Origin of the sequence: Diaphorobacter limosus (genome assembly GCF_033100095.1) — a bacterium.
Taxonomy (GTDB): Bacteria; Pseudomonadota; Gammaproteobacteria; order Burkholderiales; family Burkholderiaceae_C; genus Alicycliphilus; species Alicycliphilus limosus.
The window spans coordinates 3,374,510-3,389,213 of record NZ_CP136921.1; the positions used below are offsets into that span (position 1 = coordinate 3,374,510).

11 protein-coding genes are annotated in these 14,704 nt (G+C 54.1%); all 11 read left to right on the forward strand.

Going from position 1 to position 14,704, the window contains the following annotated elements:
* Positions 1-1,218, forward strand: a complete 1,218-nt coding sequence (locus P4826_RS16215) for a TIGR04063 family PEP-CTERM/XrtA system glycosyltransferase (RefSeq protein ID WP_317701394.1) — start codon at positions 1-3, stop codon at positions 1,216-1,218.
* Entirely contained in the window at positions 1,215-2,354 is a 1,140-nt protein-coding gene (gene wecB / locus P4826_RS16220; protein WP_317701395.1) for a non-hydrolyzing UDP-N-acetylglucosamine 2-epimerase, read from the forward strand. Before P4826_RS16215 ends, wecB begins: the two co-directional genes overlap by 4 nt.
* Before the next feature lie 4 nt (positions 2,355-2,358).
* Positions 2,359-3,579 (forward strand): UDP-N-acetyl-D-mannosamine dehydrogenase, encoded by a 1,221-nt coding sequence (wecC, locus tag P4826_RS16225; RefSeq protein WP_317701396.1) that lies wholly within the window; start codon positions 2,359-2,361, stop codon positions 3,577-3,579.
* A 43-nt stretch (positions 3,580-3,622) separates the two neighbouring features.
* Positions 3,623-4,828: a glycosyltransferase family 4 protein gene (locus tag P4826_RS16230; RefSeq protein WP_317701397.1), complete on the forward strand. Its 1,206-nt coding sequence runs from the start codon at positions 3,623-3,625 to the stop codon at positions 4,826-4,828.
* Positions 4,825-5,991 carry a nucleotide sugar dehydrogenase gene (locus P4826_RS16235; RefSeq protein WP_317701398.1) on the forward strand — a complete coding sequence of 389 codons (1,167 nt, stop codon included), beginning with the start codon at positions 4,825-4,827 and terminating at the stop codon, positions 5,989-5,991. The genes P4826_RS16230 and P4826_RS16235 overlap by 4 nt, the downstream gene beginning before the upstream one ends.
* Before the next feature lie 23 nt (positions 5,992-6,014).
* Positions 6,015-7,022 (forward strand): GDP-mannose 4,6-dehydratase, encoded by a 1,008-nt coding sequence (locus tag P4826_RS16240; RefSeq protein WP_317701399.1) that lies wholly within the window; start codon positions 6,015-6,017, stop codon positions 7,020-7,022.
* Between the two features lie 361 nt (positions 7,023-7,383).
* A complete protein-coding gene (locus P4826_RS16245) occupies positions 7,384-8,745 on the forward strand; it encodes a putative O-glycosylation ligase, exosortase A system-associated (protein ID WP_317701400.1) in 1,362 nt (453 codons plus the stop codon).
* A gap of 107 nt (positions 8,746-8,852) precedes the next feature.
* Entirely contained in the window at positions 8,853-11,090 is a 2,238-nt protein-coding gene (locus tag P4826_RS16250) for a polysaccharide deacetylase family protein (protein ID WP_317701401.1), read from the forward strand.
* Positions 11,091-11,691: 601 nt separating this feature from the next.
* Positions 11,692-12,213, forward strand: coding sequence for a hypothetical protein (locus P4826_RS16255; RefSeq protein ID WP_317701402.1), 522 nt, complete (start codon positions 11,692-11,694; stop codon positions 12,211-12,213).
* A 39-nt stretch (positions 12,214-12,252) separates the two neighbouring features.
* A complete protein-coding gene (locus P4826_RS16260; protein ID WP_317701403.1) occupies positions 12,253-13,437 on the forward strand; it encodes a carboxylate--amine ligase in 1,185 nt (394 codons plus the stop codon).
* Between the two features lie 5 nt (positions 13,438-13,442).
* On the forward strand, positions 13,443-14,627 hold the full coding sequence (locus tag P4826_RS16265; RefSeq protein ID WP_317701404.1) for a DegT/DnrJ/EryC1/StrS family aminotransferase: 1,185 nt from the start codon (positions 13,443-13,445) through the stop codon (positions 14,625-14,627).
* Positions 14,628-14,704 lie beyond the last annotated feature (77 nt).

The window sequence follows — 14,704 nt, forward strand, 5'->3', positions numbered from 1 at the left end:
ATGCGAATCCTTCACGTTCTCGACCATTCCATCCCCCTGCACAGCGGCTACACGTTTCGCACTGCCGCCCTGCTGCGCGAGCAGCGGGCGCTGGGCTGGCAAACCTTTCACCTCACGTCCCCCAAGCAAGGCGTTACCGAACAGGCCTTGGAGACCGTTGACGACCTCAGCTTCTATCGCACTGCCGCTGCAACGGGCGCGGCATCCGGCCTGCCGTTGCTTGGTCAGTGGCAGCTCATGGGGCAGCTCACGCGCAGGCTGCGCGAGGTGGCCCAGGAGGTGCGGCCAGACATCATTCACGCCCACTCGCCGGTGCTCAACGCCGTGCCCGCCATTCGCGTGGGGCGCGAACTGGGGCTGCCCGTGGTGTACGAGATTCGCGCCTTCTGGGAAGACGCGGCCGTCGATCATGGCACCACCCGTGAAGGCAGCGCGCGCTACCGCCTCACGCGTGCCCTGGAGACCTGGGCCATCCGCAAGGCCGACCATGTATTCACGATCTGCGAGGGCCTGCGCTCCGATATTGCTGGTCGTGGCGTCGATCCCGCCAAGGTGACTGTCATTCCCAACGCTGTCGATACCCAGGCCTTCCAGGCATCGCAGGCGCCCGACCCCGCCTTGAAGCGGTCTTTGAACCTCGATGGCAAGCTGGTTCTGGGCTTTGTCGGTTCGTTCTACGCCTACGAAGGGTTGGACTTGCTGATCCAGGCCTTGCCGGCGATCCTGCGGGCCAATCCCGCCGTGGCCTTGCTGCTGGTTGGCGGTGGGCCTGAGGACGCGCGCCTGCGCGAGCAGGTATCTCGCCTGCAACTCGACGCCCATGTGGTGTTTACCGGGCGTGTGCCGCACAAGCAGGTCAGCCGCTACTACGACCTGATCGACGTGCTGGCCTATCCGCGCCATTCCATGCGGTTGACCGAACTGGTCACGCCGCTCAAGCCGCTGGAAGCCATGGCGCAGCAAAAGCTCTTTGTCGCATCCGCAGTCGGGGGGCATAAAGAGCTGGTGGAGCACATGAAGACCGGCGTGCTTTTTGAAGCCGGCAACAAGGATGCGTTGGCACAGGCTCTGCTGGACCTGCTGAACCACAGGCAGGCCTGGCCCGCTCTCAAGGCCAACGGCCGGGCATTTGTCGAGTCGGTACGCAACTGGCGCAACAGCGTCGCCAACTACAAACCCGTGTATGAACGGATCACGCAGAAGAAGGTGCAAGCATGAAGGTGATGGTGGTGTTTGGAACCCGGCCCGAGGCCATCAAGATGGCCCCGCTGGTCAAGGCCCTGCAGCAGGCAGCGCCTGCGTTACAGACAGTGGTGTGCGTCACCGCGCAGCACCGCGAAATGCTCGACCAGGTGCTGCGCCTGTTCGACCTGCAGCCCGAGTACGACCTGAACGTGATGAAGCCAGGGCAGGATCTGTTCGACATCACCACCCAGATCCTCACGGGGCTAAAACCCGTGCTGGCGGCCGAGCAGCCCGATCTGGTGCTGGTGCATGGCGATACGTCCACCACCCTGGCGGCCAGCCTGGCCGCGTACTACACGCGGGCCAAGGTGGGGCATGTAGAGGCCGGCCTGCGCACCAATAACAAGTGGGCCCCGTTCCCCGAGGAAATGAACCGCCGCCTGACTGGCGCCATGACCGACGTCCACTTCGCCCCCACGGCAACGGCCAAGGCCAACCTGCTGCGCGAAGGCGTCTCTGCCGACGCCATCCACGTCACCGGCAACACCGTGATTGATGCCCTCTTGGCCGTGGTGGACAAGCTGCGTGCAGACGCGGAGCTGCGCCAGCGCCTGGACAAGGAGTTCTCGTTTCTCGACCCCAACCGCCGCCTCATCCTGGTTACGGGCCATCGCCGGGAGAATTTTGGCGAAGGCTTCCAGAACATCTGCCACGCATTGGCAGACATTGCCTCCGCCCACCCAGACGTGCAAGTGCTGTACCCGGTACACCTCAACCCCAATGTGCGCCAGCCCGTGCACGACATCCTGGCGGCGCGTCAGCTTGATAACGTCCACCTCATCGACCCCGTGGACTATCTGCCGTTTGTTTACCTGATGGACAGGGCGCATCTCATCATCACCGACTCGGGCGGTGTGCAGGAAGAGGCGCCCTCGCTGGGCAAGCCCGTGCTCGTGATGCGCGAAACCACCGAACGGCCCGAGGCTGTTGAGGCCGGCACGGTGCGCCTGGTAGGCACGAATCGGCAAAAGCTCGTGGCCGAGGCAGAGCGCCTGCTGGCCGACCCAGCTGCCTATGCGGCCATGGCACAGGCACACAACCCCTATGGAGACGGCCAGGCCTCGCAACGCATTGTCAAAACACTATTAAATTTGAAGAACAAGGAGTAATGCCATGGCGCGCGAACTGCAAAAAATTATCGTAATGGGCCTGGGCTACATTGGTCTGCCAACGGCCTCCATGCTGGCCACCAAGGGCCACCAGGTGCTTGGCGTCGATGTCAACGCACAGGCCGTTGACATCATCAATTCGGGCCGCATCCACATCGTCGAACCAGACCTGGACATCCTCGTCAAGTCGGCAGTCAACAGCGGCAACCTGAAGGCGTCCCTGACGCCCGAGGAGGGCGACACGTTCATCCTGGCGGTGCCCACGCCATTCAAAGAGGTGGACGGCAACCCCAAGGCGCCCGACCTGGCCTATATCGAGACCGCCACGCGTGCCATTGCGCCATTTTTGCGCGAAGACAACCTGATCATCCTGGAGTCCACCTCACCTGTTGGAACCACCGAGCGCGTGCAAGAAATCATTGTTGCCATGCGCCCTGAACTGGCTGGCAAGATCCACACGGCGCATTGCCCCGAGCGTGTCTTGCCTGGGCAAATCCTGCGCGAGCTGGTGGATAACGACCGCATCATCGGCGGCACCACCAAGGCCGCAGTGGCAAAGGCCAAGGCGCTCTACAAGACCTTTTGCAACGGCGCCATTCTGGAGACCGACAGCCGCACGGCAGAAATGTCCAAGCTGGTCGAAAACTCCTTCCGTGACGTGAACATCGCGTTTGCGAACGAGTTGTCCGTCATCTGCGACCACCTGGGCATCAACGTTTGGGAGGCCATTGCCCTGGCCAACCGCCATCCGCGCGTGAACATCCTGCAGCCCGGGCCCGGCGTGGGTGGGCACTGCATCGCGGTAGACCCCTGGTTCATCGTGGCCAGTGCACCCGCCCAGTCACGCTTGATTCGTACCGCGCGCGAGGTCAACGACGCCAAGCCCGACTGGGTGATCGCCAAGGTCAAGGCCAAGGCGGCACGTTTTCACGAGCCGGTGATTGGCTGCCTGGGCCTGAGCTTCAAGGCGAATATCGACGACTTGCGAGAGTCGCCATCCATGGACATAGTCCACCACCTGCACCAGTCGGGCATAGGCAAGATCATGGCCTGCGACCCCAATGTGCGCAAAGAGAAGGCACCCTTTGCGCTGTACGACCTGAAAACCGTGATCAAGGAGGCCGACATCCTCTTGCTGCTGGTGGATCACGAAGAGTTCAAGGACATCGACCCCCAGGTCATCAAGGACAAGGTGGTCATCGATACCAAGGGCGTGCTGCGGTGATCTGCTCTGCCTTGCTTAACACGTTATTCGCCCGGGGTGGGGCGTGAAGATTCTTCTCTTCTCCACCCTGTACCCCAGCGCGGTGCGGCCCATCCACGGCATCTTCGTGGAGACGCGCCTGCGCGAGCTGCTCAAGACTGGCGAGGTGCAGGCCAAGGTGGTGGCGCCGGTGCCTTGGTTCCCCTTCAAGGCGGCGCGGTTTGGCTCTTATGCCAAGTTTGCCGCCACGCCGCGCATGGAGCAGCGCAACGGGGTCGAAGTACACCACCCGCGTTACCTGCTGCCGCCCAAGGTGGGCATGAACATCGCCCCATATGCCCTGGCCCTGGGTGCGCTGCCCACGCTACGCCGGCTGCAACGCAACGGGTTCGACTTTGATCTGATCGACGCCCACTATTACTACCCCGATGGCGTGGCCGCTGCGTTGCTGGCCAAATGGCTGGGCAAGCCTTTCGTGGTAACGGCGCGTGGCACCGACCTGAACCTCATTCCGCAGCACCGATTTGCGCGCAGACTGATTCTGCAGGCGGCAGAACAGGCGAGTGCTTCCATCGGCGTGTGCCAGGCACTCATGAATACTCTGGCGGACATGGGGGCGGATCGCTCCAAGCTCAACACGCTCCGCAATGGCGTGGACTTGGAGCGTTTCGTGCCCGAAGACCGCGCCCAGGCGCGTAGGCGCCTAGGCCTTCAGCCAGAGGGGCCTTATCTACTCTCGGTGGGGCACCTGATCGAACGCAAGGGTCATCACATCGCTGTTGAGGCTTTGTCGTACCTGCCCGGCCTGAAGCTGTTGATCGCCGGAGCAGGCCCTGAGGAGAGTGCTTTGAACACCTTGGCCTGCCGCCTTGGGGTGGCCGACCGCGTGCATTGGGCCGGCGTGGTGCCCCAGAGCGAACTCAAGTGGTGGTACAGCGCAGCGGACGTGCTGGCCCTGTGCAGTAGCCGTGAGGGGTGGGCCAATGTACTGCTGGAGTCCATGGCCTGTGGCACGCCGGTGGTCGCCACCAACATCTGGGGGACACCCGAAGTAGTGAATACGCCCGCAGCAGGAGTCCTTATGGCGCGTCGCGATGCCCAAGCGTTGGCGCAGGCTTGGGAACATCTGCAGCGCCAGTTGCCTGCACGGCAGGCGACCCGTACCCATGCCGAGACATTTTCTTGGGCAGCGACCACCCAGGGGCAACTGGATTTGTTTGCGCGTGTGCTTGGGTTTCCGTCTAGTCCTTACCGATCATTGAACATATGAAAATCGCTATCGTCGGCACCGGCTACGTTGGCCTGTCTATTGCCACCTTGCTGGCTCAGCATCACGACGTGGTTGCGCTGGATATCGATCCCGTCAAAGTTGATCGGATCAATCATCGCCATGCACCCATCGAAGACACTGACATCGAGCGTTTCTTTGCCAGCAAGCCCCTCAAGCTGCGTGCAACGCTCGAACCGCGCGAAGCGTATGAGGGGACCGACTTTGTCGTTATTGCAACGCCCACCGATTACGACCCAGTAAGCAACTACTTCAATACCGGCAGCGTCGAATCGGTGATTTGCAGCGTGATGCAGATCGCTCCACAAGCGCTGATGGTCATAAAATCCACCGTGCCTGTGGGTTTTACTGCACGTGTGCGAGCGCGGCACCAATGCAGCAATCTCATCTTTTCGCCAGAATTTTTGCGCGAGGGTAAGGCTCTGCACGACAACCTGTACCCCAGCCGCATTGTGGTGGGCGACAAATCTGCCCGTGCCCGTGCGTTTGCGGGCCTGTTGTTGGAGGGGGCTGAGAAAAAAGACGTCCCTGTATTACTGACTGACAGCACAGAGGCTGAAGCTATCAAGCTCTTTGCCAATACGTATCTAGCTATGCGAGTCGCCTTCTTCAATGAGCTTGATACCTACGCCGCGACCCATGGCCTGGATACCCGACAGATCATAGAAGGTGTGGGCCTCGATCCACGCATCGGCAGCCACTACAACAACCCTAGCTTCGGCTACGGTGGCTACTGCCTGCCCAAGGACACCAAGCAACTGTTGGCCAATTATCAGAACGTACCGCAAACGTTGATTGGCGCCATTGTTGCCGCGAACGTCACACGCAAGGATTTCATTGCAGACGATATCTTGCGCCGCCAGCCGGGCACCGTGGGCATACACCGTCTGATCATGAAGGCTGGAAGCGACAACTTTCGCGCCAGCAGCGTTCAGGGCGTGATGAAGCGCCTGAAGGCTAAGGGCCTGCAGGTGCTGGTGTATGAGCCAGCTCTTGCGCAGGAGGATTTTTTTGGATCGCCCGTGCTGCGTGACCTAAATGATTTCAAGCAGCGTTGCGACCTTATTGTCGCTAACCGCCATACCGCTGACCTGGCCGACGTCGCTCACAAGGTCTATACCCGCGATCTATTTGGAAGCGATTGATTTTTCACCGGAACGCTCTGTCCATGAATATTTTCATTACCGGTACGGCCGGCTTTATTGGTTACCACCTGGCAGATCTATTTTTGCGCCAGGGTCATACCGTGCATGGCTACGACGGCATTACTGACTACTACGATATCCGCCTAAAACAGGCCCGCCATCAGTTACTGCGTCAATACCCCCAGTTCACGGCGACGGAAGCTTTGCTGGAAGAAGACGCAGTCCTGCAGGCTGCCATTGACGCCTGCCAGCCGCAGGTCATCATTCACCTCGCCGCGCAGGCAGGGGTGCGTTATAGCATCGACAACCCACGCGCGTATGTCGATGCCAATATCGTCGGCACATTCAACGTCATGGAGGGTGCGCGTCGTCACAAGGTGCAACACCTGCTGATGGCATCTACCTCCTCAGTCTATGGGGCCAACAAAGAAATGCCGTATGCCGAGACGCACAAAGCCGATACGCAAATCTCTTTCTATGCTGCCACTAAAAAAGCCAACGAAGCCATGGCGCACAGTTACGCCCACATATATGGCATAGCTACTACCATGTTTCGTTTCTTCACCGTGTACGGCCCATGGGGTAGGCCGGACATGGCACTTTTCAAATTCACCAAGAATATTTTGGAGGGTAAACCGATAGACATCTACAACCACGGTGATATGTGGCGCGACTTCACCTATGTAAGTGACTTGGTACGTGGCATCGCACTCCTGCTAAATACAGCACCATCTGCAGTTAATGCCAATCCAAGCATTTCAAATGACAGCCTGTCTTCGGTTGCGCCCTGGCGAGTAGTAAATATTGGGAATTCGCAAAAGGTGCGATTGCTAGATTTTGTGGAGGCTATCGAAGATAGTTTAAACAAAAAAGCCATTCGTAATTATATGGATATGCAGCCCGGTGATGTGCCTGCCACTTGGGCTGATGCGAGCTTGTTGAACAAACTCACTGGGTACAAACCAAAAACTGACTTTAAGCATGGCGTAAAACAATTTGTTGAGTGGTATCGTGAATTTTATGATTGTTAAGTAATATGGGTGACGGTTAAATTTTCAAAGCGCAGCTATCATCATTATTCTGATTGAAATATACCATGAAAAATGACGATCTTGACAAGGTGTATAATTTTTCCGGGTTGAATATTGCGGCATTGATTTGCAGTAGCGGCATAATATTTCGCTGGGATTTTGTGTTTAGGTGCGGTTGATTATTTACTGGAGATGCGTGGGTGGAGGCAATAATTTTAGTGTTGGATATGGGCGTCATGCTGTATCTATGTTGGCGTATATATCGCTGGAAAGATGACCAGAGGCCCGGCCTTGGATTCCTACAGTATGACGAGAGTAATGAAAAACACTAGGCATCCGGTGGTGTTGCCTTGCAATATCTATGCGTGACTTAGCTTTTGCCTTGATGCTGCTTGCGGTATTTCCGATGGCTTTGGCGCGCCCCTTCAATGCGTATTTGCTATGGGGTTGGACGGGAATGCTTGCGCCGACCGCATATTTTTACGGATTCATGGTCGGGGTACGCGTAAATTTGGTCATGGCGCTGCTTACCTTGATGCTGCTGGCTTTGGGGCGGGTGCAATGGCGTAGTTACCAAAAGAATACATTGACGTGGATTTACGTGTTTTTTGCACTGCATGCGACGTTGGCGTATTTGTTTGCATACCCAGGCAATCCAAATAATGCCACGTATCATGAGCTATTTATTAAGGGAATGTTGTTTGCGATTGCAATGCCATTTTTTGTGCGCGAACGCATCCATTTCCACGTCATGTTCATAGTCATTGCGCTCGGTTTGGGTGTTCACGGACTGCTGGGCGGTCTAAAGACTATCGCTACAGCCGGTGGGCATATCATGCAGGGCCCACAAGGCACCATGCTGGCTGATCGCAATCACCTGTCAGCAGCGTTGACGCTGGTGCTTCCGTTGCTCCTATATTTGCATGCGAACACGGTTAATAGAATTTTCCGTTTGGGTTATCTAGGAGCCTTTTGCGTACTAGTGGCCGCGATACTTGGTGGTGGATCCCGTGGCGGGTTTATTGCGTTGTCGGTAGTAGGTGTGTGGTTGGTTTTAACCACAAGGCGGAAGGGTTTGGCGATCATTCTGGTGGCCGCCGCCGTCATTGGATTTCTTGCGTTTGCTCCAGAAAACATTACTAATCGCATGACAACCATTCAAGAGATGGACGACGATGCTTCATTTATGGGGCGGGTATATGCGTGGCGGGTAAGCTCTGCCATTGCCTTGGCCAATCCAGTGTTTGGTGGCGGTTTTCATGCCGTGCAAATTCAACCAATATGGGACAGCTTCAAAGAAGCGCACGGCTTGTTTGGCTTTATGAATCTGCCCCCACCAACTTTCAAGGCGAAGGCTGCTCACAGTATTTACTTTGAAGTGTTGGGAGATCTGGGATTCGTTGGGTTAGGAATTTTTTTAATAATCTTGGTTCGAGGGTTGCGTGCGCGGTGGATAATAAAGAAAACCGTAGTTCGACTTGGCTCTGGATATCAATGGGCACGAGATATGGCTGACATGCTAATGTTGGCTATACTGGCATATATGACTGGCGGAGCGGCGGTGAGTTTGGCCTACTATGAGGTGATCTACATGGTAGTCATGCTTATGGAGTTGTTGAAGCTTCATGTATTGCGCGCGCAATCTACTATAAATAGTGCCAAAACATCTTCTGTAGTAAGACACCCTCGTTTGGACAAATTGGTCGTCGCAAACGCAAAATAATGAATTTGTTTTATCATGATGGTCATATTATGCGCATATTTCATTGATGCAAAAATGTAAGCATAACCCAAGGCTGCATAGTAATTTGCTGTGAACTGGGGGTGAACATGTTTAATATAGTTCAAAAGAACAAACTCACCGTACTGATATTTCACAAGGTGCCGCACGTTAGCAATCCGCTGACACCATTGGAAACACCGCTTGAAACGTTCAAGAATGTTCTGCACTTTATCAAAGAGCAATTTCGTGTCATCCCCTTGTCCGATGCTGTAACCGCACTCAAAGCCGGCAATTTGCCACACCGCGCGGCATGCATTACCTTTGATGACGGCTATCCTGACTGGGTTACGGGCATAGCACCGCTCCTGGAGAGCGAAGGACTGCCTGCCACTTTCTTTATTACCACGGGTCAATTAAATGGCCAGGCCATGTGGAATGAGCGGATACTCCACGCAGTCATGCGGGCCAATGACGGTCACGAAGGCGTTGAGCTGAAAGCGTCTGGATTACCGCACTTGCCATTGATGTCACAGACTGACAGAGTGAAGGCGATAGAGAAACTGGACAGTTTCTTAAAATACACGGCACCTGCAGAACGTGAGATGTATCTGCAGTTTTTGGAAGATCAAATGGGTGCTCGGTGTTCCGACGTACCAGTGCTGACGCCTGCCCAGGTTCGTAACTTGCACTCAAGGGGGTTTGAAATTGGAGGGCATTCAGTCACCCATCCCATACTAAGTAGTTGCACGCCATCGAGGGCTTTTTCTGAAATTGCCGAAAGTAAAGAGGAGCTGCAGGGCATCATCAATGGCAGGGTGGAGGCGTTCGCCTATCCCAATGGCATTCCTGGTCGAGATTTCGGGTCAGAACATATCGACATGGTAAAAAGGGCAGGGTACGCCCATGCGGTTACCACGCATCATGGCGTTGCCAGTCCAGACGGATCATTTTTCCAGATTCCGCGATTTACCCCCTGGGGGCCGTCGGCCGGCAAAATGCGTGTTCAGTTCATGCGCAATTACTTGGTGCGCAACGGTGCGCTTGAAGAGACAAAGCAGGAAGGCAAACGGGCACTTATGGTCGCCTTTCACTTCCCTCCCCAGGCGGGTAGCAGTGGCATTTTGCGCACTCTGAACTTCGTGAAAAACCTGCCAGCCCAAAACTGGCAACCCACCGTACTTACCGCCCAGCCCCAAGCCTACGTTGAGCAGCGCAATGACCTGGTTCGCTCCATTCCGCCCAGTGTGCGCGTCGAACGTGCTTTTGCACTCGATACGGCCAAACATCTTGCCATCAAGGGCAAGTATCTGGGCACGCTGGCCTTGCCAGACCGCTGGGTGAGCTGGTGGCCGTTTGCCGTCATGAAAGGCATGCAAGAAATCCGTACCAACCGCCCCGCGTTGATATGGAGTACGTACCCGATCTCCACGGCACACCTTATTGGTGCGACCTTGTCCCGGTTGTCTGGAATACCCTGGGTCGCTGACTTTCGAGACCCAATGGTCAGTGAAAACTATCCATCCACCGGTCTTCAAAGAACGTTATGGAAAAGGCTCGAATCATACGTCTTGCGCCATGCTGCTGCCTGCATATTTACCACTGAGCGCGCTGCAATAACATACCGCCAACGTTACCCCATGGCGCAGGCGCGCTGCCACGTCATAGAGAATGGTTACGACGAAGACGCGTTCAACGGAGTAGAACCGGATCGTTTTGGAGCGCCTGCGAATAAGCTGCTAATACTGCACAGCGGTTTAATATATCCCAAGGATAGAAACCCATCTACTTTTTTCTCTGCAATTAATAGTCTGCTGCAGAAAAAAATGATTGATCGAGAAAACCTGTGCATCCGATTCAGGGCGCCATACCACGATGAAGAGGTGTTGGCATCTGCCCAGCAGTATGGCTTGCAAGACGTTGTCGAGGTGGCGCCGCCTGTGCCGTACCAGAGAGCGATTGCGGAGATGCTGGGTGCAGACCTGCTGGTGGTGTTTCAAGGAAGCAGTTTCAATGCACAAATACCGGCAAAGATCTATGAATATTTGCGTGCGGCGCGCCCTGTCTTTGCGGTGGTTGATCCTGCGGGAGATACAGCGGCAATATTGCGCCAGTTTCCAGGGGCGTACGTAGCGGATATTGCGTCAGAGATGAACATCGCTACCAACTTGGAGGTCGCCCTTGCCGATCTACGAGGCGACCGGCAGTCCGCGGCATTGCAAAGAAACGTTGATCAGGTACGAAGATATTCGCGCAAGGAACAAACGATGCGTTTGGTCACATACCTCAATGCGGTTTTGCCACAGCCCGAAAACGACACTGAGAATTGCCGTGGCAATACTGAGTAGAGCTATTCCAGATGGTGACTTTTCCGTAAGGCGTGGGCGGGTAAGGCCGCTGCGAAGAGAAATGTGGGCCCATTGGACGGATGAAAATAGCGCGCTTTGTTCGCTCGATCACTCGGTTTATAGATATACCTATGAAACGGGCCAGTTCGAGAAACTATTTAGTATTCCACCTCGCACAAACACGCTTTCTGGCAGAATAAAAGATCGGCTTGCCAGAAGTTGGGTCAGGCGGTATCTGCTACCCGGGTCAGGAATCGGAAATCTAACGAGAACAAACGATGGAAACGTTGTTGTCATTTTCGATCGAATATATTGGTATTCAGAGAGGAAACCTGATCGGCTTGCAACGGTAGTTTCTTGTGACGCTGGGCCTGAATTTGCAACGCCATTGAGGGGTGGGGCCACAGCCCATGGTATATCGAATAAAGTATATTTTGGTGAATATCTTAACGGGCATCAGTGCGATATCAGGGTTTTTTGTATAGATGTGTCGATTCCGTCAATGCGAGAGTGCTGGAGATTCTCTCGACAAGAGATAAAACACATTCATGCAATCCACTACGACCGGTTCAGATCCCGCTTATGGATATGTACCGGTGATTTGGATCATGAATCGAATATTTACTACACCGATGATGAGTTCTCGTCGATAAAGAAATTTGGCGGTGGAGATCAATCCTGGCGGGCGATTGCCATGGTGTTTGACGAGCATGGCATGGAGTGGGGTATGGATGCGGGCAAGGATGCGCCGGCCGACGCCGTTAATTATATTTATCGTTACGATTTCAGAACCGGTATTCGCAGTAGCCGAGTGCTTGTGGGTAACCCGGTGTACTCCGCGTGTGAATTTGCAGATGGAGCAGCTGTAATGCAAACCACGTTTGAGCCTGGAAGACCCCAGAATACACCAGAAACAGCGGCACTGTGGATACGCGATAAACAAGGTGCGTGGACAAATATTTTAGAGCTACCCTATGATGTAACCAAACCCCGCCAGGGGGTGGGGGCATATGGGTATATTTGTCTTCCTCAAGGAATAAGTCCTGTAAATCGCTTGCTTTTTACGCCTGTTAATTGTGGAACCAACAGCCATGTGCTTTACGAATGGGCGGGCGATCGGTAAAAGTTAAGAGGAATAACTCAGTACATAGGCATACTTATAATGAAACCAGAACAGAAAACTACTGCTCCAGCGATAGTTATCGGGGGGGGCATAAATGCCTTGGGAGTCGTGCGTAGCTTAGGAGCCGCCGGCGTTCCAGTCTGGGTACTTGACGACAACAGCAAATCACCAGCTATGCGTTCGCGCTTCGCAACACCGAAGGTAGTCAGCGTTTTGGAGGGACAGTCATTCATAGAAGAACTGAACCTCCTGGCAGCTCAGATTTCTGGTGCTGCAGTTGTCTTTCTCACTGAAGAAAAAACGGTATTGACCGTTTCGGCTATGCGTGATCAGCTTGCCCGAACACTCAAGTTGCGCTTGCCTGCACACGATTGTTTGCTATCTTTGATGCATAAAGAAGGGTTTCAGCGACTTGCCGAGAATCTCGGTTTTTTGGTGCCCCCAGCGGTTCGACTGTCTGGAAATCAAGATCTGCGCAAGTTGACTGGTTTACGCTTTCCTTGTGTTTTTAAGCCAAGTGAGAAGAACTACGCCTACGGCCAAATGTTTAAGAAGGCTTACAAGGTTGAATCGATAGAGCAGGTTGCTGCTTTATATGAACAGATTCTACCGGTGATGCCAGACATGGTCGTGCAGCAATGGATAGAAGGTCTTGATAGTGACATATATTTTTGCCTTCAATACATCGGAAGAGATGGTGAGCTAGTGATTTCGTTCTCTGGGCGAAAAATTCGATCATGGCCACCAAATGTTGGGGGAACGGCAAGTTGTACTGCTGATCTTGACTATCATGATGAGCTGTCAAAGACGACTGCAGATTTTTTCCGTGCTGTCAATTTTTTTGGCATGGGAAGCATGGAGTACAAGCGTGACGTGCGTGACGGTAAGTTTTATATGGTGGAGCCGACCGTTGGGCGAACCGATTTTCAGGAGGAAGTTGCGACAGTAAACGGCTATAACATGCCATTTGCAGCATATTGTCATGAACTAAATATTTCTGTTCCTTCACCATCGCGCATGAGCCCCCCCAGGGTTTGGCGTGATGCCCAGGCAGATCGTTGGTCGAGAGAAGAAGTAGATGAGCGAGTACGTGATACCCCTGGGTTCGAGGCATACCCAGTAGTAGATGCCCTTAGAAGATCAACCGACTTGCGCCCGTGGGTTGATGACGTCATTGGCCGTGCGCGTGAGCGACTGCGGCTTTGGACGAAACCCGTTCGGTGACTGCCGTGAAGCGTTATTTAGTTGAGTACGCAGACTGGTCGCATCGTGAGTATCTAGCCATCGCAAAAAACCTGTTGCTTGGCCGAGTACATCGGGGGCCGGATATCGAGAAATTGAGGCAAGCGTTAGCCAAAATGTATGCGCCGGCGGGTGTCCATCTTCTAAATTATGGACACCATGCAATCGAGATCGCACTGGAAATCTTCAAGGAGCAACGCCCTGGTCGCCTGGAAGTCATTGGGCCCGCCTATATTTGTCCCAGCGTTCCGAGCTCTGTCGCGCGGCGTGGATTGCAATGGCGTAGCGTAGATGTTGGCGAGGACTTAAATATCGACGCGGCCGCCGTGAAATCGGCCATTGGAAGTAATACATTGGCGGTCATAGCCCCGCACATGTATGGGTGTCCGGCAGACATTCAATCTATTGAGACCATCTGCAAAGATGCCGGCATCTATTTGATTGACGATGCTGCCCAGGCCGTGGGCATTAAGCATGGTGATCGATTATTGGGGACGTTTGGTGACGTGGGTATCTTGAGCTTTGCGCAATCAAAAATGGTAGTAACAGGCGTGCGTGGCTCAGGAGGAGGATTGCTGGTTAATGACCATACTCTAGAACGTCAAATTTCAGAACGCTGCGCAACTTTCGCGTCATCATCAGGAAGAATTGAAGCCCTTGCACATTTTTTCTGGAATTACTTGGCTGCACCATATGTGGGTGGTCTGGGTTACTACATTTGGAGAATACTTGGATTTTTTAGTAAACCAACCGGCAACGTAGGAGTTACGCAAATCGGAAATCTTGATGCTGCTGTGGCAGTCGTGCAATTAGCGCGTATCCAATCTATTCTTGCCGCCAAGAAAAATGTGTTGAATTTATATAATGACGTTATACAAATTTATCCAAAAATGAGATTGCCACAGTATCGACAAGATGCATCCCTGGCCAGAGTTGTGGTTGAGCTTGCGGAAGACGTCAACTTTGAATTACTCGCGCAGGAAATTCGGCGGCGAGGGGTTCAATTACGTAGCGCATACCCTCCTGTGTGCAGTTCCGGTGATGCTGGATGCCAGAGGAATTACGTTAACAATGTAGTTGGTGTGCCTAGCGGTCGAAAGCTAAACAAAGAGGATGTTGAGCGTATTTGTGCAGTGCTCGATAGTGCGATAAACGGGGCGCGGCAACGTTAGCCGGTGTTATTTAGCTCCAGTGGACACAGTCGGAATGGGTGGTGTAGTTTAAGTATGATTTTTTCGTGAGGCTTTCT